Here is a 23697-nt window from a genome sequence, read left to right as displayed (position 1 = left end):
ATTCACCCCCTTGTTTTTTGTTGTTCAACATAACGCTTCATCGTTTCACTTGATACATTTCCTGCGGTAGATACAAAATAGGAACGTGTCCAAAGACTTGGCAAGTGTTGAAGATGAGGAAATTCCTCTCTCAACTTTTTAGAAGTCACTCCTTTGATTTTTGCCATAATAGCAGCAGGGCTAAATGTTGGTAGTGAGTTCAGAAACATGTGGGTATGGTCTTTGTCACATTCTAAAGCGACAATAACGATTTTTAATTCTTCACATATTTCTTGGACTAATTGTTTGAATCGTTCCTCTACATCAGTACGAAGGAATATTTTCCTTCTATACCGGGGACAAAAAACAAAATGATAGTTGATTAATGATACGGTTGTGTTTGTTCTTCTGTATTCGTTCATATACACATTGTATCAGTTTCGTTTACAAACTACAACGGATATACCATAAATATAGAGTGAAATTTTCAGATACTTGAAGCACCACAAAACCTTATGGTTTTTAGTGGCACTCCGTATCTGACCTCACTCTCATCCCACCCCTAAAGGGGGTGCTGTCGCACCGTAGTGGGCTTTCCCGTTCGGAAAATCTGTAACTGAGCAATACAAAGCGGGAGCATTAGAGACCCTGAACATTTGCAAACGTTTAGGGTGTGACACATTAATATTAAAAGCTGACAGTCCTTCATGTGGATCTCAAAAAATATATTCTGGTGATTTTAATGGAACAAAAAAAGAAGGCTCAGGCGTATTAACAGCTTTACTTACATTACATAATATAAAGGTGGAAGATGAGACTAACTATTCATTATTGCTTGATGAACGCAGGGCAGCGGATCATTCTGAACAGAAAACAAGTAACAAGTAACCATATTCAAAAAAAGGGAGATAAATATGACTACTATAACCATCAAAGAACTCCAATCACAAGATGAAGTAATGGCAGCATTTCCAATTATAAAACAATTGCGTACGCATCTTAATGAAGAAACTTATCTCGAATTAGTAGTAGAAGCAAAAGAGAAAGATAGATATCGTATGTTTGCTTTAATGGATGAAGGCGAAATAGTAGCAGTTACTGGTTTCAAGCCGATGATCACACTCTATTATGGCCGATTTGTCTGGGTATGTGATTTGGTAACAGATACGAATAAGCGCTCCAAAGGTTACGGTGAGAAACTACTTAACTATGTTCATGAATGGGCCAAAGCAAATCATTATGAGCGTGTTGCTTTATCTTCTGGACTGCAGCGGACGGATGCACATCGTTTTTATGAAGATAAAATGGATTATGACAAAGTAAGTTATGTATTTAAGGCGAATTTGGAAGACACTTGATCCTAGAACTATATGGTAAGGTAACACTTAATGAAAAACACCTGTAACACTATGATAGTGGTAATACGGTGTTGCAGGATGTTATAGATTTGGGAGACGAGTAGAAAATAATAGTAGCTTAATCGAATGGAAATCGACCCAGCGAGAATGGAACTGCTGTATGGTTTTTTTGATACGTATTTGCAACTAAACGAAGAGGAGGAAAAACAAGTGCTGAAGGAAATCGAGAACCTAGAAAACTTATCGGAAGAGGAGAAAGAAGTGGTCCGTCATCTTCCTAATTCCTATTATGAAATGGGGATGAAAGAAGGAGAGCAGAAAGGCACGAGAGAAAGTAAGCAAGAAATAGCTTTGCGGATGATAACCAAAGGAATGTCCGTCAGTGAAATAGCCGAGATCACAAAACTGAGTGAGGAAGAAATCAAAAAGCTTGTGGACCAGTAACCAAGCAAAGTATGTGAATGGTTCTTAAATGATAACAAATAAGACCATATATAGGTAGTGGAAAGTGATACAAAAAGGAGAAGAGATAGATGTCGGAGGGACTCGAGCACTTGACATAAGAGGAAAAAGAAATGATCCGTCATCTTCCTAATTCCTATTATGAATGGGGAGTGAGAGAAGGTAGGCGGCAAGTTATGAAGCAGAAAATAGTCTTGAAACTGCTAGCTAAAGAAATGTACCTTAATGAAATAGCTGAGATCACAGAACTAAGCAAGGATGAAATAGAAAAGCTAGCGAGTCAGTAATCTAATCGAGAGTATGTAATCAAATGTGAGTCTGCTTACAGGAAAGCGGCTCACTTTTTATGCCTCTAAGTGCATCCTACCTTATGATAATGAAAACAGCTTAAAATAAATGTAAGCAATCGAGAAGAAATACATCGCTGTTATTTATGATAAGCTAAGAGAAACTTAGAAGGGAGAAAATGATATGAAACAAACACAACAACATCTGCAATTACCCGATGTCGTATCCTATGATGAATGGCTCGTGGCGCGTAAGGAATTACTAGCTAAAGAGAAGGAGTTTACGAAGTTGCGAGATTCGATGAATGCCGAGCGGCGAAAACTTCCTATGGTTGAAGTGGATAAAGACTATGTCTTCGATGGTCTGCAGGGCAAGACTAGGCTGCTTGATTTGTTTGAAGGACGTGCTCAGCTTATTGTGCATCACTTTATGTTTGATCCTGATTGGGAAGCTGGCTGTCCTGCTTGCTCTCTGGCTGCAGACAACATGGGGCATCTTGCTCATCTTCATGCGCGTAACACATCATTAGCTCTAGTATCCCGGGCTCCATTTGCCAAGCTTCAACAATATAAGGAACGTATGGGGTGGAATATCCCTTGGTATTCATCTTACCATAGTGATTTCAATTATGATTTTCATGTGACACTGGACGAATCCGTGGCCCCTGTTGAGTACAATTATTTGACCAAGAATGAGTTGGTTCAAATGGGGGTACCCGTTGATGCAGGCCAGTCCATGGAAGTGCCTGGCATAAGTACTTTTCTTCGTGATGGTGAAAGAGTTTTTCACACTTATACGACGTATGCCCGTGGAACGGATCTACTCATTGGTACCTTTAACTACCTTGATTTAACAGCTCTTGGCAGGCAGGAGGACTGGGAACAGCCATCTGGACGTAGTGATGGGAACGGTAAGACATGGCTTCGTCGCCACGATGAATATGATCACTCTTTTGAATCGGAGTCTCGTTGCCATTCAGAAAAAAGCGATTTATAAATTTTGCAAAGGATATAAATAGAAATGCAGCATAACTTTCCGTGATTAAGAAATAAAAGCTACGGTTGATAAAACCAAAACAAAGGCACCAATCTCTATATGGGAACAAGTGTCGTTTATCTCGATATTTCGTTTGAATGTCAACAGTTCTTGTTTCTTATGTGTGGCGATAAGTTCCCCTTTGTTGTTTTCTAGTTCACAATAGTTTCTTTGCATAAATGGTTTTTGTATCACAAATTCTTCGTTCTTCATGGTAAGACTATATTCTGTGTAACCCTTGGAGATCGTGTCTGTTACTTTACTGGTCATTTTTAGTTTCCCAATGTTCGTTTTTTGGCCCTTTGATACAGTGAAGAGATCCCAATTTCTCTTTTTATTTTCTTTATGATTTTCTGTCAGTTCTAATAAATGATGGTGATCATTTAGTGAGTAACAGTGACGCCCTATTAATAAATGAAGTAATTTTGTGGCTGCCAAAAAGCCGGTTTCTTTATGTTCTGTTACCACTCTCTGTTTGAAAAATAAGGGGGTAAATGGCGATTTTATGGTAATAAGCAAAGGATCGCTCCTTTCCATGTTGTAGTCAGCGACTAACCTAAATGCAGAAAGAGCCCATATTGAGCCATTCAGTATCAATACGGGCTCTTTATGTATCTTAAACTACCAACTTTATTGGCTCATTTTCGAACCAAACACATAATGCCGCTAATAAGCAAAAAGATGCTAGGAATAATGCCGATCCCTACTGTGGAGATGGCAGCTAAAACAGCAGTCACAATGAAAATAATGCCAGCGGTTTTCGGACGCTTATTTCCTTTCATTAAGAAAATCGCTACAAAACTCAATAGGATCGCCAGAATAGAAGCAATGACAAAAAGCCATCCACCAATACTCATTCCATCTAATACGGCATTTACATTAAGATCACCAGAACTTGTTTCGCGTGAATTCTCTTCTAAATCTTGCAGGAAAGTTTCGTTATCTTGTAGGACTAACATGATGGAGCCAAAAGCGGCAATCAGTCCATACCCGAGCATTCCGATGATACTTAATATCGTTTCACCTGTTCTTTTCATAATCTTTCTTCCTCCTTATTGTCCTGCAACATCACGTTTGGTAAATACGGTCCAAGAAGCTACGATAAATAGAACGTAATACACGAGTAACATGATGATGGAAAATGTTAATGTCATGCCTTCCACCCAAGGCATATCATTCGCATATCGGCTCAAATCAGTGTTGGCAAATAGGATATATTTTGCCCAATCATATTGCGAGGCAAAAGAGACAATGGAATTGCCAGCCATCATCAGAAACACTGCCGTACCAATGGCCAATGCGCTATTACGGAAAATACTCGAAATCATAAAGGCAAAGGTGGCCATCATAACCAGGTTCACAAGCTTATAACCATAACCAGTAATCACTTCATGAATAATCGATACATACTCTAAGCCACCGCTTTGGGATAAGACCATATGAGGGTTCCAGCCTTCTATGCCAAAGAAAATGGCACCAATAATCCAGGAAAAGAAAACGACAAATAGCAAGGTAATGAGTGCGAATAACAGAACCGATATGTATTTGGATAATAATATCTTAGATCTGGAAATAGGGCGGATGAGTAACAGCTTGATCGTACCCCATCTAAACTCATTAGCAACAATTCCCGCTGCAACGATGATGGTTAATAAACTCACGATCGATAGCAACATGCTATTGTCCAGCACAAATTGCCAGGCGTCATATCCCACTGGCTGTATGTCATTATCTAGATAGTAATTGTTTTTCTCTATCTCACCTGTATTGAAATCTTGCATAAATTCCTGTTCTTCCATCTCTGTAGTTAGTGCTTCATTCTCTTCCTGCAATTCCGCACGCCATGAATCTTGACTATATCCGTCACTAACTTCCCCAAAAAAATGAGTCATCATTCCACTTCCTAGAATGATCACCGCTAAGATGATGTACATGATCCAAGTGGATTTTAGGATATAGATCTTGTTTACTTCATTACGAATTAATTGAAATAGGTTACTCAATGACATTCTCTCCTATCAAATCCAAGAATTTTTCTTCTAATGTGGCTCTTGATACGATTGCTTGATAAACCAAAATATCCTGAAGCACCAATGTTTTAATAATCTTGGGGATATCCTCTTTCTTGCATGGAAAGGAAACGAAAGCCTCTTCGAGAACCGCCTCTATTTCATACTCTGTTTTGATTATTTCAATGGCTTTCTCGGCAAGGTTTACTTCCAGTTTTACTTGATTATCCTCACCAGATCCAGTGGTGGAATCTTTAACCGTTTGGATGGTAACCAACTCGCCATTCTTAATAATGCCAATCCGGTCACACATGAGTTCAATTTCGGATAGTAAGTGGCTGGAGATGATCACCGCCACATTTTGTTCGGTGGCTAAGCGTCGAATGTAATGACGAATCTCTCGAATACCGGCAGGGTCAAGCCCGTTAGTTGGTTCATCTAAAATTAAAACAGACGGATTATGTAATAAGGCTTGGGCAATCCCTAATCTTTGTCGCATCCCTAAGGAATATCTGCCTACCTTTTCATTGATTGCCTTTTCCAGCCCTACCAAGGAAATAACTTCTTGTACCCTTTCCTTGGTAATCGACGGAATCATCCGAGCAAAGTGGTTTAAATTCTGCTTTCCAGTCATGAATGGGTACATTTCTGGATTCTCGACGATGGCGCCCACTTCGCCAATGGCTTCCTTAAAATCCTTTTTAATGCTTTTGCCCAATATTTGTACGTCACCAGCAGTGATACTCATTAAACCTACCATCATCCGAATCGTTGTCGTTTTACCAGCCCCGTTTGGACCGATAAAGCCAAAGACTTCACCTCTGTTAATCTCAAAGTCCAACCCTTTAATAATTTCTTTGCTTCCAATCGTTTTCTTTAAGTCGATCAATTTCATTGCTGTTTGTTGTTCCAAAAGGTTCCCTCCCTGTCCTTATTAATTTAATTATTTCTCTTTCAACATTTTACTAGCCCTGTGCCCACTTAAAAACAGAGCCACCATGGCAGCATAAACAAAAAACACCCAGTAACTAGTCTGATAGCTAGCTAGTATACATGCAACTATTGCCAATAGAATGGATGGAATAAATCCTAACACAAGTTTTATACGTTTTAAAGTTTGCTTACGTTTCATCATTTTGTTATTCATTATCTGCCCACTCCTTAGTTTCACTCTCTTTCGTTTGCAGATTGCACCAGTTCGTTGGATACGGCAATCCATCAAACAACAGACAGGGCATCCCCATTAGTTCATTTTCTGATTGCGAATGAGACCAAAGACAGCCATGCCAAGGGTGAGTATACACAACACCGCAAACACAACTGCCGTTTGTCTATCGTCATGATAATGGCGATAAACAGCTAGCCCATTTGCCGTAGAACTGATGAACAAACCAACAATAATTAGTGGATGTATCTTTATTTTTTTCATGGCACATCACCTCCCGACCTAGAGTAACTTCTCATTGATTCATAAAACGTCTTTTATAAATCAATACTGAAAAAATGTAAGAAACAAAGCTAACGATCATTAATCCTATAATTCCTAAAGATATTAAATAGAAATTATTTTTTTCATTCATGAATTGGGCTGCTATTGAGTCTATATTATTTATGTTCGATAACAAAAATCCTGTGATAATAAAGAATAAAAAAGTGTAAATCATTCCATTCTGTTCAAATAAATACGTGAAAGGGATAAGCACCAACATATATAATAGAGAGATACTTAGTACCACTATTCCCAACAACATGACACCCTTTAGGGAGAGGGATGGATATAAAAAATCAATAATCAGATTTAAAGAGAAGAACAATAAATTAGCGAATATGATGATAGTGATAGCGACAGTATAACGTCCTAACACAATTTTTTCCGCTTTCAAATTAGTAGTTGCATGTAGAAATGTAGTCCATCCTGATTTATTATCATCGATAAATAATATTTGCACACTATTAAGAAGCAGCATGGTTATAAAAATAGCGACAATCATAGAAGATTCTTTCAAGAAAATTAGCGATAGAATGATGATCAATAGTAAAGTTACAGTATACTTTGCTTTCAGCCAGTATTTTTTTAACAACAACATATCTTTTAAAACGAGTCCCCACATTAGTATGTCACACCTTACCTGGAATGTTCTGTAACATAGATTCCAAATGATCAGCATCTGCAATTTCTTCTATGTTCTTATCTAAACGTAACCCTCTTCTCTGATTACTTTCAGTATAAATCATGTCCTAAGCTGATTCTGCATTCTTTATTTTTAGTTAATAATTGCATATGTAAGAACGCGTTACAGTTTGGGGAGTACTATAACGCGTTCGGTTGTGATCGTTTAAAAGCTATTGCCTATCATTAAACTGTTCATATTCCAACATAGTCGACCTTTTATTCCCCGTTAGGCAGACTTGCTAGCTGTTTTCCCTTTTGCCGGAAGCATAAATGCCATGGCAACGACAAATATACAGAAGACAAAACAGATCATCGCAACTAGATGTAAGTGCTCTGTATCTAAGTGACGATTAAAGGTTAAACCAAGCAAACTAGAGGATAGAATAGAGCCGAGGTAGCGGCTTGTTTGAAATAATCCGGAGGCCGCGCCGGTGTCCTCTGGTTCGACGTGTTCATAAAGAGCGGTCTGGGTAGAAATGTTGTTAAACCCATTACTCAAGCCAAGCACTGCCATAATGATAAGCAGCCAGACTAAAGGCGATGTATCCTGATAGGTTAACAGCAAGCCTGTCCCTATTAAAAGTAAAGAGGCGCCGATAATCAGGGGCAGCTTCGAACCATATTTGTCGATCATTTTGCCGGCTAATGGTGCAATAACCACACCAAATCCCGCCAGTGACAGCATAATAATGCCGGTATGTTGTTCGCTGTATTGCAAATATTGCTGGAGATAAGTAGGGAATCCAAAAAAATAACAATAAAAAATCAAATTAATACTCATAAATTGTAAGTAGATCAGGGACACATAACGGTTTTTGGTTAATCCCTTTACATCGATAAATGGCTCCTGCTGCCTGCGCTCAAAAAAGTAAAAACCAATAGCCGCAGTCAAGAAGAGCAATAATGCCCACCAGCGAATCTGTTGATCCAGAGACAGCAAGAATAAGATCAGACCGACAATCGAAACAATAAAGAGCATGATACCTGTGAAATCAATCCGTTTGATGTCAAACTTGCCTTGGCCTGTATTCGGTAAAATAAACAGAGCCAGCGCAAAGGATAAAATAATAAACGGGAAATTAATAAGGAAAATAGCTTGCCAATCCCAAGACGCTACTAAAAAACCCCCAATAGAAGGGCCAAAGGCAGCGGATGTGGAAGCAAAGACCGATAATATAGCTATGGCTCTTCCTTGTCCTTGTGTAATATGTTTTCGTACCATACTCATGCCACTAGGAAATAATGTCGAGCTACCAATTGCCTGCAACGCACGACACCCTAAGAGAAACGGATAATTTGGTGAAAAGGGAGCTAAAATAGACGCAGTCGCTACAATAACAAGCCCTGATAGAAATAATTTTTTCGGACCAAACATGTCGCTCAATTTCCCCATGACTGGTTGCCCCGCGGCACTCGCAAGGTAAAATATCGAGATCAGCCAGGAAGCATCGGCAAATGTCAGCGCATAGGCATGTTGTAATCTGGTTAATGCCACAGAGATCATCGATGAGTTTAATGGGTTTAGTAATATGCCAAGGCCAATTGTTAAAATGAGCAGCCATGGCTTGTGGATATGGTTTTTCATTGGTATGCATCACCTTTTGTATGTATGTAAGAAAGATTGCTATATTTATTATAACACGTATAGAAAAACCAGCCTCTCAGCCCTATGATTATAAAAACAGGCGAAAAGTATGTATAATGGAAGGTGGAAAATAGATGAGGGAAAGGATGAGATAGATCATGACAGCAATCACATTTAAAGGAAGTCCGATGACGATTAAGGGTAATGAGGTGAAAGTGGGCGATACAGCTCCAGATTTCACCGTTTTGAACAATGACTTAGAATCGGTCAGCTTGCAAGATTTTGCAGGTAAAAAGAAATTAATCAGTGTAGTGCCTTCTCTAGACACAAGTGTATGTAGCAAACAGACGCGTACATTCAATGAAGAAGCGTCTTCTGTGGATAATGCCGTAATTATTACGATTTCTAACGACCTACCATTCGCGCAAAAGCGATGGTGTGCTACGGAAGGGATTGAGAATGCCATTACATTAAGCGACCATAAAGATCTATCATTCGGTGAAAATTATGGTACGATTATGGAAGAACTGAGATTATTGGCGCGTAGTGTATTTGTGGTGGATGAAGACAATAAAGTCACGTATGTGGAATATGTCTCTGAAGGCACGAATGAACCAGACTATCATAAAGCGATCGAGGCATTGAAAGCAATATAATAAATGCAATTAGGGAGAAAGCACCGAGAGTTTGAATATCGATTCCTCTCGGTGTTTTTTTGAATAGCTACAATAGGTGAGGTTACACAACATGGGCAGTAAACAAAACGGCAGGTGAAGTAGATGTGTAAAAAAATATTATTGACTGGGTTTGAGCCTTTTTTACAATACACGATCAATCCGACCATGGAAATTGTAGAGGGGTTAGCTGACAGCGTGATCGGAGACCACCGAATTGTATCATCTGTATTATCTGTAGATTTTCAGCAGGCAGGTAAGCAGTTACTTAGACAAATTGAAACCACCAAACCAGACGTTATTGTGTCACTTGGTTTAGCTGGGGGCAGGTACAAAATTACACCTGAACGAATAGCGATTAATGTCAATGACGGACCGAAGGACAATCAAGGCTATCAAGCAGAAAATGAAGTGATTGATCAAGGTGGGGCGGATGGACTATTCACCACATTGCCAATCAACCAGATGGTAAAGCAACTAAAGGAGCAGGGTTTGCCAGCTGAAATCTCCAATACGGCAGGTACCTATCTCTGTAACCATGTCATGTATCAAGGGCTTCACTATGCAAAAAGTCATCACTTAAACTTGCCAGCTGGATTTATCCATATCCCAGCATCTCATCAACTCGCCATCGAGCACGGAAACCTGCCAAGCTGGAGTCAAGCTGATCTAACGAGGGCAGTCACTATTTGCTTACAAACGTTATCAGAGGTATAGGTGTCCTAAAAGTTATTTCTTACTATAAAAGGAAAAAGCAACGGCGCCGACTAATAAGCCAAATCCAGCCCCAATCGAAATGGAAAATGCTAGTGCTATTGGCTGTTGCAAGAATATACCGACCAAGACCCCTATCATGCTACCGAATACCATACCTAAAGGGATAAGGCTGTTGATTCTATTTTTGTTCATGCGACACGCTCCTATCTTTTCTATCATGTTACCATAGGTGTCAAGCTAAAACGAAAAGAGACCCTCTATACTACTCGTTGAGGGTCTCTGTCTTTTTCCATTTGCTTAACTTCTTAACGGCAATAATCAGGATGAAAATGGCGACAAGGATTAAGGTGATCGTTGCTCCTGGCGGTGTCCCATACTGATAAGAGGTAACCAATCCGCTCAACATCCCTGTTATGGCGATGGGTATGCCAATCAAGATGGTGCTGTTAAAGCTTCTGCTAACCCGCATCGAGATTGCAGCAGGTAAGATTAAAATGGCCGAAACGAGCAGGGCGCCTACAATTGGCATAATAATCGCGATCGTAACCCCAGTTAATATATTAAATAAGATCGACATCATTTTGATGGGCAGTCCGGCGGTAAACGCGGTATCTTCATCAAATGTTAGGACATACATCGCTTTGTGAAAGATAATGTACAAACCAATGATAAGAACGGCTAGAATATACAGCATCCAAACTTGTTCCGTACTAATGGTGACAATGGAACCGAATAGGAATTGATTAATATTTAGCGTAGTACCACCTTGATTCAAACTCATCAAAAATAAAGCCAAGGCCATACCAGATGACATGAGAATGGCAATGGACACCTCGGAATAGCTGCGATAGAGCATGCGCAGGTATTCGAGCAGAACAGCAATGATGGTAACCATGATGATATTGGTCCATGTCGGATTAATACTGATTAATAGCCCTAGTGCGACACCAGCCAAGGAAACGTGGGACAGGGTGTCTGCCATGAGTGACTGCCGTCTTAGTATTAAAAATAACCCCAATAAGGGTGCGATTAATGAGATGAGAAGTGAGGCTTGGAAAGCTCTTTGCATGAATCCATAGAGAAACATCTCCAAGGTAATCCCTCCTTTCGCACGAGTTCAATATGTTTATTACAGTAATTACGCAATTCTTCGTGATCGTGCGTGACCATCAGAATTCCCTTGCCATGATGTTCGCTGTTATGTCGTAACAGCTTATAAAATTCCTCTCGTGAATGGATATCCATCCCGGTGGTAGGTTCATCTAATACAAATAAATCTGGATCGGTGGCAAATACACGGGCAATCGATATCCGCTGTTTTTGTCCGCCAGACAGCTCGCCAATTTTCTTATGGCGCATATCCCACATGCCTACGGATTCGAGGGAACGCCTAACTTGCTCTTTGTCTGCTTTATCTAGCCTTCTCAGCCACTTGCCTTTTTGAAAGCGGCCGGATTGCACGAGTTCTAACACGGTACTAGGAAAGCCAACATTAAAGGAAGCGACTTGCTGAGGCACGTAACCTACAGACAGCTTGTTCCCAGAGCGATTTTTGTCAGCTATGGTGACTTGTCCAGTTGTTGGTTTTAGTAAGCCTAAGATATTGCGTAACAGGGTCGTTTTGGCTGCCCCATTCTCACCGGTCAGCATTAAAAAATCTCCCGGATTCACTTCAAAGGATATATTAGTTAAGACGGGTTCTTTTTCATAGTGAAAAGCAAGATCGTCTACTTTAATGTAGTACATGGTGACATCTACCTTTCTGTTCCTTCTAACATAGAAAAAAGTCTATAAAATGAGAGTTCCACCAACAGAGGCGGAACCCCCATTGATGGATAGTATAGCGGAATCAATCAGAATGGTCTAGTATTCTGATCTGTCTCCTCATTATAGCACGGTTTGCATGGAATGAACTAGTTAATACTAATTTGCAATGCCTCTAAATTATGCTGCATAGCTTCCAAATAGCCTAAATCTGCTTCTTTTAGCTCTTCGGAGTATACTTCTAAATCATATAGTGCCTCTGTCTCGGTTTCGGTTTCGTCGGCAATGGTTTGTGCGATGGACGAATTGGCCCCTTGTTGGTAATAGATCACTGGTACGTCATGTTGGTTGACTAAATCACCAATTTCCGCCATGCGAGAAGGGCTTGGCTCTACTTCAGTAGACAGTCCGCCAATCGCTATTTGTTCTAAATCATAGCGATTTGCTAAGTATCCAAATGCCTGATGCTGTACGACAAAGGCTCGATGTTGCGCGTCCGCAAAGGCGTCTTGGTAGTCTTGATCTAAAGCCTGAAGTTCTTCGATAAATGCCTCGGCATTTTCTTCATAAATCTCTTGTCCATCAGGATCTGCCTCAATGAGGGCATCGCGAATGACAGCGACTTGATCCTGTGCTAGTACTGGATCGAGCCAAATGTGAGGATCTTGTCCTTCATGGTCATCGATCACTACTGAAACAGGCTCTGATTCTGCATAGGCATTATGATCGCCATCGTAGAGTACCGCTCTTACTTCAAAGCTTTCTCCCGTTGTTTGATATTCAAAATGGTCAGTTGTCTGATCAGGGACGGCTTCCCATTCGTGGTCAGCGTCTTCTCTCATAAACCAATGCCAGTGGTCATAATCGGTGTCTTCATTTAATTCCGCAACAAGTGTAACCACATCACCAGTGTGATAATGATCTGACAGGCCGGAAATATCTAGGGATTCTTCTGCTTCTCCTGTCTCGGAGTCGACGTGTCCTTCGTGATCATGTCCTTCATCGTCGCTATGGTTATGTTCTGCTTCATCTCCATGATCATGTTCGGCTTCTTCGTCATGCGCATGTTCTTCCTCTGCGTGGTCCGCTTCTTCCCCATGGTCATGTCCTTCATGGTTATCAATCGCTAATTCGACAGGTTCAGATTCAGCGTATACATTATGATCTTCATCATATAGCACGGCCTGTACCTCAAAACTTTCTTCTGGTGCTTCAAGAGAAAAGGAGGCGGTACCTTGATCAGGAACGGCTTCCCATTCCTCTTCTTCACTGGTTCTTTGATACCAATGCCAATGATCATAATCAACTACTTCTGATAGATTAGCGGTTAGTTCAATTTGATCACCCGTATGATAATGATCCGCTTGTCCTTCAATAGAAACACTGGCTTGAGCGTCTGAATTCCCTTCATTTTCGTGATCATGCCCTTCATGATCGTGTCCTTCGTGATCATGTCCAGCTTCTCCCTCATGATTTTCGATTCCATCTGCAGCTCGTGCTACCACAAGGTTTTCATTTTCCACGGTATTAAGTAGGCTTTCCGCCCAGAATTCCATTTCTTCACTGCTGTAGACAAACACATCTGCTTCATTGACAGTGGCGACATCCTGAGCACTAGGCTCATATTGATGGGCGTCTTGTCCTTCTGATAGCATTAGTTGTACATCTGCTCGGTCTCCCGCTACTTGTTGTGTGAATTCATACATTGGTAAGAAGGAGGCTACAACAGAAATTTCTCCCTCTTCGTTATCAGCATTGTCCTCTGACTGGCAAGCTACAAGAACTGCTGCTGTAATAAGGGAGAGCAATAACGTATAAAGCCATTTTTTATTCATCAATCGATTCTCCTTTTTTATTAATAAAATAAAATGATTCGTAAATGAAGTGTCCAAAAACGCAAGCAGGGAGAAGCGCAGCGATTGGACGCTGTCTTCTCCTTGCTTTGGTTGAGCACAATGATAATCAACTAGTGTCTTTTTAGTGTGCTAACATATCGCGAACCAATCCATCTGCGTCTAGATCAGAAGGATAGTAGGTTGGCCAATGGTCGACCTCTTCTAATAATGCTTCGCGATCATCTCCCCAGTATAAATGATAGTGGTAGGAATCGGTAGGGAAAATATTGTGGTCACTGAACTGAATATACTCTGGCATATCTTCTGAGCCGTCTGTCAACTTATAGACGAAACGAACCCCGCGATTACCGGCTTCATAATCAAGGATTTCATACCCATCATTCTCATACTCGCCAGACATTTCTTCTCCTTCTTGGAAGAAGGTAACGGTATGATCTTCTATCGTAATGCGGTCTACATCTGTTACATAGCCAGTGGTATAATATTCTTTGTATTCTTCAGCGGTCATATCGCCTTCTTCAGCTTTGTGTTCAAAGACCTCGTCCAAATCACCATCTAATAGGTAAGGATAAACCGATTGCCAGTCACCCTCCCAGTCTGTAAATTCTCGATCTTCTACCTGCTCATCATCAAAGTAGCCGTTATAGATTTGCTGGCTTTCTTCATCATGTCCATGGTGGTCATCAATAACAACCGTTACAGGCTCGGATTCCGCAAATACTTCTTCGTTATCATCATACAAGGTAGCTTTGATTTGTAAGCCATCCGTCGTTGCTTCTCCTGTAAAAGTAGAGCTTTCTTGATCAGCAACAGCTTCCCATTCCGCATCTTCACTTTCTCGTGTATGCCAATGCCAATGGTCATGATCAACCACTTTATTAGGAACAGCCGTCAATTCAATGGTATCTCCTGTGTGATAATGATCGGCAACACCGTTTATATCAATATCTACATCTGTTACCTCTACTTCTTCTTCGTCTCCAGAGCTTTGATCTGCATCCGCTTCGTCATCAGCGCCTTGACAAGCTGCTAGAACAATACTTAAGCATAATAAACTTAATAAGTACAAAAATGTCTTCTTCAACATATATTCATCCCTTCATTAATAAATCGAAATCGTTTCGTTTTATAGATTACATGGATTTTTAATAGTTGTCAAGCATCTTTTATTATTATATTGGTAGAGAGAAGTTACAGTGTCCCGCTGTTTGTGAAAGGGGGCTGATCAGTAGTGGTAGTTTTCTGTAGAAGCTCTCCATTCCAGTATATAAACAGTCGTACAACTAGTAGCTATTTTCCATATATCATGTAAATGTTCGATGTGTAGAAAAAGTTACAGTTATCTGAAGCATTTGTGGAAGTATAGCATTGTTCTGAAAGTTTGCTTCTTTTAGGATATACTATATTAAATGAAACGAAATAGTAGCCATCCGAAAAGGTAGATTACAAAATTATCGATTGAAATTAACTGGAGCCCATATCTTTTTGAGCCATTTAATCGTTCATATAATTAGAGAAGCGTAAAAGGAGTGAGTGAGATGTGCGCTAGGCCTAGCACAAAGGAAGATTCAATTATTAAATCCGTTTATCAACAGCTTTCTCGTTATTGTTTTTTCTTAACGCAGAATAAGTGGGATGGAGAAGAATTAATTCAGGAAACGATCCATAAAGCATTAGTGAAATATGGAGTTTCCCATACTTGGAAGCCAGCTTTATTAAAGAAGATCGCCTATCATACATGGATTGATAAGCAGCGTAAAAGAAAAGAGGAAACAGAATCATCAATGGAAAACAGAGAAGCACCAGATAGTCAGTATGCAGAGATCACAGCGCTTGTGGAAAGACTGCTTGACTTCATGACGACCAAACAATTGGTAGTTTTTCTGATGAAAGATGTGTTTCGCTATCAGATAGCCGAAATAGCCGAGCGCTGTCGAATGTCAGAGACGGCGGTAAAGGCGATGTTGAACAGGGCGAGAAGACAGGCGCGCCGTGTACAACAAGAACCAGAGTCCATCGTTGATACGCGCTTTTATCAGGATTCCGTGGAAACGATCATTCCTATCCTTGTCCATGTAGTGAGAGTAAATGATCCGTCCTGGTTGATAAAACGAATTCCAGAATTATTTAGTAAGGACTCTGTGAGCTTCTGTATGCCTCATACTCCTTCTTCTTACGCTCTCGCGATGACGGCATAGATTAGAAAGAATTCATGCCTTTTAGAGGAGGACATATATGAATACCATACCATATGTAGTTGAACAATCGAGCTATGGAGAACGATCCTATGATATCTTCTCTAGGCTGTTAAAAGATCGAATCATTATGGTGAGTGATGAGGTTAACGATCAGATGGCTAATAGCATTGTGGCCCAATTGTTGTTTTTGGCTGCCGAAGACGAAGAAAAAGATATCTTTATTTATATCAATAGTCCAGGCGGTTCAACTTCTGCTGGATTTGCTATTCTGGATACCATGCAATATGTGAAGCCAGATATTTGCACTATTTGTACCGGGTTAGCTGCTTCATTTGGGGCGATGCTGTTACTGGCTGGTACCCCCGGAAAACGCTATGGGTTGCCTAATAGTGAAGTAATGCTACATCAGCCATTAGGTGGGGCACGTGGTCAAGCGACGGAAATAGATATATCCGCCAAACGAATCCTAAAGCTTCGGAAGAAACTAAATCAGATTATTGCCGAGTGTACCGGTCAACCTATAGAAAAGGTGAAGACAGACACCGATCGTGATTTTTTTCTAACGGCAGAAGAGGCGAAGGAATATGGATTGATCGATCAAATTATTTAACAGGGGTGGAGTTCTTACGGAGACACTATCCTTTGTTGTGCCGTTTCTGCAATGGACAGGGAGATGCACTACAATGATATCGTACGGTGGTTATTCTTTCGGAGGTGAACATGGAAAAACGGTATATACCCCTAAACGAAAAGATACCTACGAGTCATAGAGGTTCGGGAACTAGACAGGAGATTGACCAGAAATTCGATGCGTCATTTTTATTGGGCTTTTTGAACAACCTCTATAAAAAGAGACTAGCTGATTATTATCGGTTGGTCCCTTTTATTTTATCGCAGTGTAACAGGCTGTGATCCCACTTTGGAAGATCTAACAGCCATTTGATTCAATTAACATTCCTTGGAGAATGAAGGTTCACTTTATTAGTAAGTCAAGTACTCCGTTCCCTTCTGCAAATGATTAAAAAATTAAGTAAGGAACCAAATAAGGCACGTACATAACGAAAGGGATCAAGTGAAGTAATGCTTATGTAACGAATTTGAATGAACAGGACAAATTAACATCCTAGTTTCATATAGAACGGATGAGTTATGTCCCTTTTCATTTTATAATCAAATCTTTTCCCTTTCTTTCCTGTCTCTAGTACCCTAGAACTGATGTGAAAGGGGTATTTGCTATGAAGCAGGTTTATTCGAGAGTGCTGCCATTTCGTGGTTCGCACTATGATTTTGGTTACTATCAAGGAAAACAATTACGGAATCATATGTTATTAGCTAACCGTGAGCGGCAATGGAAGGTAAGAAGACCGCTTTTTGATATTAAGCCGGATGAGACAAGGGAAATGTTTCTCAAGGTGGCACCACCGATCTGGGAGGAGCTAGAAGGTTTTCGGGATGCGTTGGAATGGCCGATGGAGCGTGTGCTCTTGGAATTTGGCGGGTATCGAGTACCAGTAAATCGTTCTGGCTGTTCTATTTTAACGGGCTCTGATTATCTGGTACGCAATTATGATTATCATCCGAAAACGTATGAAGGCTGTTACAGCATATACCAGCCCACAGATAGTGGTAATGCAGTGATTGGCGCGACACAAAAGGTGACTGGCAGATCAGATGGGATGAACGAGAAAGGGTTGGCGATGGGGTATACCTTCATTCACCGCAAAAGACCAGGCGATGGATTTGTTTGTAATATGATTGGCAGACTGATTTTGGAGCGATGTGATGATCGCGATGAAGCGGTTGATTTGCTGCAAAACATCCCACACCGAGGTTCTTTTAGCTATGTGTTATTTGATCAAAAACAGGCAGGAGCTACTATTGTGGAGACATCTCCAAGAGGAGTGGAGGTTCGACAAGGTATGGCCTGTACGAATCATTTTCAACGGTTGACCAAAGAAAATCGTCATTATCTAAAGGATTCTCAGCGTCGCTTGAATATCTTGGAGGATAAGCACGGCAATGCTTTAAATGGGGGAGAAGCATTTCGCCTGTTAAATAGCACAGAAAAAGGTGTTTTCTCTAAGCTGTACGGTCAGTGGGCAGGTACGATTCATACCTCTGCCTATTTTCCGGCAAAACGAGAGGCGTGGTTTGCACTTGGTGGTGATCAACAGCCAACCAAATTCGATTTTGCGGCATGGCTGAAGGGGCAGGCATGTTCTGTTTCCAAAGTGACTGGTGAAATAGACACAGCAATCCCGTTTGCGCATATGGAGAAGACGGATTGGTATCGTTCTTCAGTGGAGAAATAATAGTGATCATTTCTTTCTTTTTGATCAATGACATAGGAACAGGTGGCTTCTTGTATAGATATCAAAAGGAGCGGTGAATAATATGCCAAAGATTAGACCTAGTAGATCGATTCATAAATATCGTTAACATATTGTATCATTGATTTGCAGATTCTAAACCATATTTCCATCTGAATGGAATAGGGTTTTCATTGACTTCCTGAAGATAGAGTTCTATGCGCGCTTTTAACTCTTCTTTTGAGTGAACACGGATATGGCGAAGAAAGCTCTTGCTCATCTTGGCGAAAAAGGCTTCTATAATATGGAGCCAAGATCCGTGTTTCGGAGTAAATACAAACTCAAAGCGATTAGGAACGGTTTCTAAATAGGCTCCTGTTTCTTTCGATGTATGAGCAGAATGATTATCAAGCACAATTTGGATGCGTAAATCGGAGTCATAACGGTCATCTAACATTTTTAGAAAGTCTACAAATTCTCTGCTGCGGTGACGGTCTTCTACAGCCCCTATGACTTCTCCGGTGACCAAGTCAATACCTGCTAATAAGCTAAGCGTCCCGTGTCTAATATATTCAGAATCACGTCCAATGGTAGTATGTTTTCCGGGAACTGGCGGTAAATCTGCTGCTTTATTTTCAACCGCTTGAATGCCAGGCTTTTCATCATACGACAGCATCACATCCCAAACAGGCTGAAACTCCCCATCTTCAAGTGTCCACTCTATTTGCTGGTACACGTGAAGTACTTGAGCCATTTTCGTATCGAATGCTGGATCGCGGGTTTTATTCGAAAGCGAACATCGAGGACCTATTGCACCAGCGTTTTAAATTTTTGATCGGTACCAAGAATGTCTTTGCGTTATGTGAGAGACGCTCTGGATCCGATGTATGAGCAGTTCCGACACATGGATCACTGCAACGAAGATTATGAACTGTATTGCCAAACAGTCCCGATGAAGTGGGAGTATAAGCGGAAACGCCCTTATAAAAAAGATGTCCGCACCGAGCATCGACGCGTTTATCTTCATTTTTACTATAATATTGAGAAAGCAGCTGAAGACGAGAAAAAATTAGACCGAAAACTACTTCAATGGCGGAAAGAACTAGAAAATAATCAGCGACAGCCGGCGCATGAGACGAAATATAATACTAACACAACTCTAAAATCACCCTAAAACCCATTCTCTATGTGTAATCGATTGAATATCCTCTGGTGTGAAGGACATCATGGTCTCACAAAGCTGATCGACTACGGCTTCTAACGTATGAAATAGCTTGTTTGCGAAGCCTCTTTTCCTGATCTCGTTCCATATCTGCTCAATCGGATTCATCTCTGGTGTATAAGGTAGTATATGCAAAATGGTCACATTATTCGGAATGATTAGCGCTTTGGATTTATGCCAACTCGCATTATCACAAATGAGCACAATGTGGTTGTTCTCGTAATACTGAGATAACTCACTCAAAAAGATGTTCATACAAGCTGTATTCGAACGTGGCAAGACTAAAAAGAAACAATCGCCGTTCTGTGGACCAACTGCTCCGTAAGCATACCGATATTCTCGAATATGATGACTCGGGACGATGGGACGTTCTAAGGGTGTCCAACAGGATTTGGGTTTAGAAATGCGACCAAAACCTGCTTCATCTTGAAACATAACCAAGAGATCTTGATGCGGATCCTCTTCTTGTAATCGCTTTCTCATTTTTTTAATTTCGGATTTAATTTTTTTGCGCTTCAATGTCTTGAGCGCTGGCTTGTTTCGGATGATGCGGTCTTGGCGTTATTTTTCTCCACTTGTGTCGCTTCAATAGTTTATGAAATCCCCATTCACTTGTTTCTTTTCCAACCGCTTCTTGATAGGCGATATGCATTTCCTTTGTCGTAACGATTTCTCCTTTTTTTGATTTCTCCACGAAGGGAGCTAAAAATGCGGCCTCTTCTTCTGGAGTCATGAGAAAATGATTGCTCTTTCGCTTATCTACCGTGAGGGCCTCTAATCCTTTCTCCAGATATTTTTTAGTTAATACCGTAATATGACGTGGGCTATAACCGGTAATCTCTGCAATTTCCTTTCGTTTTTTATTTTGTCCAGTGAGTAGAACCGCCTGGATGCGAAGATGATACTTAGATAATGATTTATTTTTTAAAGCTGCGAGTAATTCATCCATATGTTTTTGAGTTAATTTATATTTTTTTGTCATGTCTATATTATATCACAGTTTAAAGATTTTTTAGAGTTGTTTTAGTATAAGCAGTTTTTTGACGTGCACACGACACCGAAACGTGGAACCAAGGCCACCGTGAAAGAAGAAGCTGTGCAGCAAACGAAACGGTATGTTGGTTTCTTTGCCCTCTTGACCAATGAGGCGATGGATGCTGTTACCGCTCTGGAGCTCTATCGTAATAAAGACTTGGTCGAAAAGGGTTTCCAAAACTTTAAAGATCACCTAAATATGCGTCGGGCAAGGATTTCCTCCGAACAAAGCTTAGATGGCAAACTATTTGTCGAATTTATTGCCTTGATTTATCTGGCTTATATCAAAAAACAAATGCAAGATCATCATTTATACCGTGATTACACCTTGCCAGAGATGTTGGATAAGCTTGATGTGATCGAATGCTTTGAAAAACCAGGACACCAACTTCAAGTTGGCGAATTATTAGAAGCACAAAAAGCCATCTACAAAAAAATGGATATTAACCCACCAACCTCGTTATGAGTTGGTGGGATTTCAGGGTATATTTTGTATGTCTTTTTATCGTACTTCCGCAGAATCAATGATTACGAGACGCTGGGAGGTCTCTTTGCAGATATGAGAGATGACATGACGCAGAAAAATATTGCTGAACAGTTATGGGAAATGTTTGATGAGCTATTGGACGTTGTCATCGCGGCAATTTCTGAATCTGGATCAATTGATATCAAAACCTTTAAAAAATCCCCAGAATACAAATATTTGGAGGATTTATTTGAGGCGTCATTTTTAGGAAATCAATTGTTTGGAAAGAATAACGCTGCTTAAATGCACAACATGGAATTAGTGAAAACACCGTAACAAGGGAAACCAGTCTATTTCATGCCTGAAATCCCTTGTGTTTTAGGGGTGCGAAACTTGAGTAATTATCTATCATTTATCCCCTTCCAAAGAAAATTACTAAAAAATAGCTTACCGATAGACTGGCACTCGGAAATGATGGTTGTTTTGAAAAAATATGCCTATTTTCAAAAGAGAGGTCTGTATAACTATGGATAATAAACACCTGTGGGTGGGTTTTATGGTTTGCGCCGGTAATAAAGGCTTTCTATCGTATGCAAACCACCAGTTCGCACTGGTGGTTTTGAATTTTCTAACTTATAATTATTTGGAATTTTTAACCACTCCTTCAAACCCTTCTTTAACTACCTTTTTTTGTATATTAGTAACTTCTTCTTCAACACTTAAGTCAAAACCTTCTATTAATTCTTGCTTTTTAATTTCAGATTGTTTAATTATCGAGTCGATATTTTGTTTATCACTCTTAGTAATCATATATGCTCCCATCGGTCCAGAAATCGGTCTATATTTTCCAGATCTAGGATCATTTTTCATTTCTGAGAAGTGCGGCATTTTTTCTAAGAACAATAAATACAATTGGCCATCTTTAAGTTCTATTATATTTTCCCAATCCACATTAACGCCTTCGTTGTTTTTACCGCCATAATTTATCAAATCTATCTTTTTATTCTTTTCAGTTAAATCGCCCTTCAATAATGTTTTTACTTTTAAATCATACTCAGTATATACTACGGTATTATCATTAGGAAATGGCATTATAGTTCTATCGTTTCCATCATTATCCTTTTTAGTTTTTGTAGTAGCTACTACAACTAAATCAGAATTTTTATATAGATCTTCTATTGATTCAGGTTCACTTTCCCATTCTGCAGAAATTTCTATTGACTCATTCTTTATATGATCTTCATTTGCAACTTGTTTTGTTCCATCAATTGTAGTCGTTAAGAAGCCTATTGATAGACTTAAGATACACATTGTTACAACAGATAAAAACATTAAGATTTTTTTCATCTTTTTTCCTCCCTCTTAATAAATGAAGTTTAATACAGATTTATCTCCAGATGTTAAGTAATTAACAGATCTCCCCCTACTACAATACATTAATCTACTAGAGCTTGAACTATGACCTAATCCAACACTGTGTCCTAATTCATGTCTTGCTGTTCCAATTTCATCAAAATAGGATCCATCAAACTTCAATTGATTTACTCTAATATGGATAGGTTTTACGTGTTCGTAGTTTTTATCAATCGGATACCCTCCCCACCATGAACCATCTGCTTTTGCTGTCCAACTAGCACCATAGTAATTTCCATCAGTTACATAAATATAACCGTATGAATGACCAGGATAACTACTTACTTGTGTAACATTCATATACGATTGACTGCTATTAAAATGACTTATAGCACTAGTAAATCTTGATTTTATAGTACTATCATTAAGCTCTCCTAAATATATAGGTGCATTCTTACTTTGCCATTTTGCCCCCATATACACATCGTTACTACATGCAAAAACTTCTTCACCAATAAATAAAGAAGCTACGCTTGAAACAAGTGATTGATCTTCGATGTTTGTACAATCTTCGGCTTTTACGCTATTACCTAAATAAATCCCAATACCAAAAAACACTATGCCTAGCAAACATAAACTGGTCAATATCCTGTAAATTTTTTTCACACTATCCCTCCTATTTATTCTTTGTTATATGTTAAATATAACTTATTTTACTTTTTCAATAAGAATTAGAAATAATAGTTTATTAATTTTTTAATCATTCTCCATTACTGTAATTTTTTCTGCACGAATAATATCCTCTTTACTTTTTCCCCATACTTTTACATAACTTCCTATATTTAATGTGCCTTCTATTTTTGTCTTATCATTAAAAACTATTGTATATACATTATAATCTGCTTCATTGTCTACTTCAGTGGGTCCTAATGTTATATGATTATTTTCTATTTCCAAAATCTCCCCTTGATAATCCGCTTTCAAAAAGATCCATAGAATAATTAATAGAGTAGCAAAGACAATAAACACTATAAAAAACTTAACAAATAGGTGCATTTCTTTTTTTGCATGTGTAGTCATTTAACCTCTCCTTTAGAAAAAAATAGTTACATACATGGGATAATAACTAAAAAGAGTGTTTATGGCAAACTAATTATGTAGGGATTGGCATTTAATTTATGCAGGGCCCTGCATAAATTAAATGGCCACTTGCC

The 23697-nt window shown here is 39.6% G+C and carries 30 protein-coding genes and 2 pseudogenes; 12 read left to right on the top strand and 20 right to left on the bottom strand.

Going from position 1 to position 23697, the window contains the following annotated elements; translation table 11 throughout:
* Positions 1 to 2: 2 nt before the first annotated feature.
* Positions 3 to 401: an IS200/IS605 family transposase gene (tnpA, locus tag E0E32_RS21020; RefSeq protein WP_130860744.1), complete on the bottom strand. Its 399-nt coding sequence runs from the start codon at positions 399 to 401 to the stop codon at positions 3 to 5.
* A 226-nt stretch (positions 402 to 627) separates the two neighbouring features.
* On the opposite strand from tnpA, the gene E0E32_RS21015 reads away from it, so the two are divergent.
* From E0E32_RS21015 to E0E32_RS21000, 4 genes are all read left to right on the top strand, one after another.
* Positions 628 to 867 carry a 2-thiouracil desulfurase family protein gene (locus E0E32_RS21015; protein WP_130860926.1) on the top strand — a complete coding sequence of 80 codons (240 nt, stop codon included), beginning with the start codon at positions 628 to 630 and terminating at the stop codon, positions 865 to 867.
* Positions 868 to 893: 26 nt separating this feature from the next.
* A complete protein-coding gene (locus E0E32_RS21010; protein ID WP_130860743.1) occupies positions 894 to 1337 on the top strand; it encodes a GNAT family N-acetyltransferase in 444 nt (147 codons plus the stop codon).
* A gap of 126 nt (positions 1338 to 1463) precedes the next feature.
* Positions 1464 to 1781 carry an Rpn/YhgA-type helix-turn-helix domain-containing protein gene (locus tag E0E32_RS21005; RefSeq protein WP_130860742.1) on the top strand — a complete coding sequence of 106 codons (318 nt, stop codon included), beginning with the start codon at positions 1464 to 1466 and terminating at the stop codon, positions 1779 to 1781.
* Between the two features lie 489 nt (positions 1782 to 2270).
* The gene (locus E0E32_RS21000) at positions 2271 to 3083 is read left to right on the top strand and encodes a DUF899 domain-containing protein (protein ID WP_130860741.1); all 813 of its coding nucleotides are present in this window, start codon (positions 2271 to 2273) and stop codon (positions 3081 to 3083) included.
* Between the two features lie 45 nt (positions 3084 to 3128).
* Here the strand turns inward: E0E32_RS21000 and E0E32_RS20995 are convergent, their stop codons facing one another.
* The 8 genes from E0E32_RS20995 to E0E32_RS20960 all read right to left on the bottom strand — a co-directional run bounded on the left by E0E32_RS20995 (position 3129) and on the right by E0E32_RS20960 (position 8889).
* Positions 3129 to 3641 carry a hypothetical protein gene (locus E0E32_RS20995; RefSeq protein WP_130860740.1) on the bottom strand — a complete coding sequence of 171 codons (513 nt, stop codon included), beginning with the start codon at positions 3639 to 3641 and terminating at the stop codon, positions 3129 to 3131.
* A gap of 119 nt (positions 3642 to 3760) precedes the next feature.
* Positions 3761 to 4159, bottom strand: coding sequence for a DUF4064 domain-containing protein (locus tag E0E32_RS20990; RefSeq protein ID WP_130860739.1), 399 nt, complete (start codon positions 4157 to 4159; stop codon positions 3761 to 3763).
* A gap of 15 nt (positions 4160 to 4174) precedes the next feature.
* Positions 4175 to 5125 carry an ABC transporter permease gene (locus tag E0E32_RS20985; protein ID WP_130860738.1) on the bottom strand — a complete coding sequence of 317 codons (951 nt, stop codon included), beginning with the start codon at positions 5123 to 5125 and terminating at the stop codon, positions 4175 to 4177.
* Positions 5118 to 6026 carry an ABC transporter ATP-binding protein gene (locus tag E0E32_RS20980; protein WP_130860925.1) on the bottom strand — a complete coding sequence of 303 codons (909 nt, stop codon included), beginning with the start codon at positions 6024 to 6026 and terminating at the stop codon, positions 5118 to 5120. Before E0E32_RS20980 ends, E0E32_RS20985 begins: the two co-directional genes overlap by 8 nt.
* A 48-nt stretch (positions 6027 to 6074) precedes the next feature.
* Positions 6075 to 6278: a hypothetical protein gene (locus E0E32_RS20975; protein WP_130860737.1), complete on the bottom strand. Its 204-nt coding sequence runs from the start codon at positions 6276 to 6278 to the stop codon at positions 6075 to 6077.
* Between the two features lie 96 nt (positions 6279 to 6374).
* The gene (locus E0E32_RS20970) at positions 6375 to 6560 is read right to left on the bottom strand and encodes a hypothetical protein (RefSeq protein WP_130860736.1); all 186 of its coding nucleotides are present in this window, start codon (positions 6558 to 6560) and stop codon (positions 6375 to 6377) included.
* A 31-nt stretch (positions 6561 to 6591) separates the two neighbouring features.
* A complete protein-coding gene (locus tag E0E32_RS20965) occupies positions 6592 to 7242 on the bottom strand; it encodes an ABC-2 transporter permease (protein WP_165445118.1) in 651 nt (216 codons plus the stop codon).
* Between the two features lie 288 nt (positions 7243 to 7530).
* A complete protein-coding gene (locus E0E32_RS20960; protein ID WP_130860734.1) occupies positions 7531 to 8889 on the bottom strand; it encodes an MFS transporter in 1359 nt (452 codons plus the stop codon).
* Between the two features lie 158 nt (positions 8890 to 9047).
* Here E0E32_RS20960 and tpx point away from each other — a divergent pair, with 158 nt between their 5' ends.
* Together tpx and E0E32_RS20950 are read left to right on the top strand one after the other, a co-directional pair.
* A complete protein-coding gene (gene tpx, locus E0E32_RS20955; RefSeq protein WP_066189466.1) occupies positions 9048 to 9545 on the top strand; it encodes a thiol peroxidase in 498 nt (165 codons plus the stop codon).
* Positions 9546 to 9668: 123 nt separating this feature from the next.
* Positions 9669 to 10280, top strand: a complete 612-nt coding sequence (locus E0E32_RS20950; RefSeq protein ID WP_130860733.1) for a pyroglutamyl-peptidase I — start codon at positions 9669 to 9671, stop codon at positions 10278 to 10280.
* Positions 10281 to 10292: 12 nt separating this feature from the next.
* On the opposite strand, the gene E0E32_RS20945 is transcribed toward E0E32_RS20950, so the two are convergent.
* The 5 genes from E0E32_RS20945 to E0E32_RS20925 form a co-directional block, all read right to left on the bottom strand.
* Positions 10293 to 10472 (bottom strand): hypothetical protein, encoded by a 180-nt coding sequence (locus E0E32_RS20945; RefSeq protein WP_130860732.1) that lies wholly within the window; start codon positions 10470 to 10472, stop codon positions 10293 to 10295.
* Positions 10473 to 10542: 70 nt separating this feature from the next.
* Complete coding sequence (locus E0E32_RS20940) at positions 10543 to 11373, bottom strand: metal ABC transporter permease (RefSeq protein ID WP_066189482.1); 831 nt, start codon at positions 11371 to 11373, stop codon at positions 10543 to 10545.
* Positions 11310 to 12026, bottom strand: coding sequence for a metal ABC transporter ATP-binding protein (locus tag E0E32_RS20935; protein WP_066189485.1), 717 nt, complete (start codon positions 12024 to 12026; stop codon positions 11310 to 11312). The genes E0E32_RS20940 and E0E32_RS20935 overlap by 64 nt, the downstream gene beginning before the upstream one ends.
* 167 nt (positions 12027 to 12193) lie before the next feature.
* Positions 12194 to 13879 (bottom strand): metal ABC transporter solute-binding protein, Zn/Mn family, encoded by a 1686-nt coding sequence (locus tag E0E32_RS20930; RefSeq protein WP_130860731.1) that lies wholly within the window; start codon positions 13877 to 13879, stop codon positions 12194 to 12196.
* 142 nt (positions 13880 to 14021) lie between these two features.
* Positions 14022 to 14984, bottom strand: a complete 963-nt coding sequence (locus E0E32_RS20925) for a metal-binding protein ZinT (RefSeq protein ID WP_286172018.1) — start codon at positions 14982 to 14984, stop codon at positions 14022 to 14024.
* Between the two features lie 454 nt (positions 14985 to 15438).
* On the opposite strand from E0E32_RS20925, the gene E0E32_RS20920 reads away from it, so the two are divergent.
* The 3 genes from E0E32_RS20920 (at position 15439) to E0E32_RS20910 (ending at position 18410) form a co-directional block, all read left to right on the top strand.
* Entirely contained in the window at positions 15439 to 16098 is a 660-nt protein-coding gene (locus E0E32_RS20920) for a sigma factor-like helix-turn-helix DNA-binding protein (protein ID WP_130860729.1), read from the top strand.
* A 37-nt stretch (positions 16099 to 16135) separates the two neighbouring features.
* Positions 16136 to 16708: an ATP-dependent Clp endopeptidase proteolytic subunit ClpP gene (gene clpP / locus E0E32_RS20915; RefSeq protein WP_066189493.1), complete on the top strand. Its 573-nt coding sequence runs from the start codon at positions 16136 to 16138 to the stop codon at positions 16706 to 16708.
* Positions 16709 to 17333: 625 nt separating this feature from the next.
* Positions 17334 to 18410 (top strand): C45 family autoproteolytic acyltransferase/hydrolase, encoded by a 1077-nt coding sequence (locus E0E32_RS20910; protein WP_130860728.1) that lies wholly within the window; start codon positions 17334 to 17336, stop codon positions 18408 to 18410.
* Positions 18411 to 18546: 136 nt separating this feature from the next.
* On the opposite strand, the gene E0E32_RS20905 is transcribed toward E0E32_RS20910, so the two are convergent.
* Positions 18547 to 19218 (bottom strand): IS630 family transposase, encoded by a 672-nt coding sequence (locus E0E32_RS20905; RefSeq protein WP_262361297.1) that lies wholly within the window; start codon positions 19216 to 19218, stop codon positions 18547 to 18549.
* A 36-nt stretch (positions 19219 to 19254) separates the two neighbouring features.
* On the opposite strand from E0E32_RS20905, the gene E0E32_RS20900 reads away from it, so the two are divergent.
* Positions 19255 to 19581: a hypothetical protein gene (locus E0E32_RS20900; protein WP_165445117.1), complete on the top strand. Its 327-nt coding sequence runs from the start codon at positions 19255 to 19257 to the stop codon at positions 19579 to 19581.
* Here the strand turns inward: E0E32_RS20900 and E0E32_RS20895 are convergent.
* Positions 19573 to 20112 (bottom strand): IS630 family transposase, encoded by a 540-nt coding sequence (locus E0E32_RS20895; RefSeq protein ID WP_066191219.1) that lies wholly within the window; start codon positions 20110 to 20112, stop codon positions 19573 to 19575. The genes E0E32_RS20900 and E0E32_RS20895 overlap by 9 nt on opposite strands.
* Positions 20113 to 20128: 16 nt before the next feature.
* Positions 20129 to 20611: a helix-turn-helix domain-containing protein gene (locus E0E32_RS20890; protein ID WP_078059983.1), complete on the bottom strand. Its 483-nt coding sequence runs from the start codon at positions 20609 to 20611 to the stop codon at positions 20129 to 20131.
* 45 nt (positions 20612 to 20656) lie between these two features.
* Between E0E32_RS20890 and E0E32_RS20885 the strand changes: the two are divergent.
* Positions 20657 to 21130: pseudogene (locus E0E32_RS20885) on the top strand (IS1634 family transposase); the annotation flags it as partial.
* An 18-nt stretch (positions 21131 to 21148) separates the two neighbouring features.
* A pseudogene (locus E0E32_RS20880) lies at positions 21149 to 21433 on the top strand (IS4 family transposase); the annotation flags it as partial.
* A gap of 336 nt (positions 21434 to 21769) precedes the next feature.
* Here the strand turns inward: E0E32_RS20880 and E0E32_RS20875 are convergent.
* From E0E32_RS20875 to E0E32_RS20865, 3 genes are all read right to left on the bottom strand, one after another.
* Positions 21770 to 22477: a hypothetical protein gene (locus E0E32_RS20875; RefSeq protein WP_066189515.1), complete on the bottom strand. Its 708-nt coding sequence runs from the start codon at positions 22475 to 22477 to the stop codon at positions 21770 to 21772.
* Positions 22478 to 22492: 15 nt separating this feature from the next.
* A complete protein-coding gene (locus E0E32_RS20870; protein ID WP_066189517.1) occupies positions 22493 to 23149 on the bottom strand; it encodes a matrixin family metalloprotease in 657 nt (218 codons plus the stop codon).
* Between the two features lie 90 nt (positions 23150 to 23239).
* The gene (locus E0E32_RS20865) at positions 23240 to 23563 is read right to left on the bottom strand and encodes a hypothetical protein (RefSeq protein WP_066189532.1); all 324 of its coding nucleotides are present in this window, start codon (positions 23561 to 23563) and stop codon (positions 23240 to 23242) included.
* Positions 23564 to 23697: the final 134 nt, after the last annotated feature.

Origin of the sequence: Gracilibacillus phocaeensis (assembly GCF_900626275.1) — a bacterium.
GTDB lineage: Bacteria > Bacillota > Bacilli > Bacillales > Amphibacillaceae > Gracilibacillus > Gracilibacillus timonensis.
This window is presented reverse-complemented; position numbering and strand designations above follow the sequence as displayed.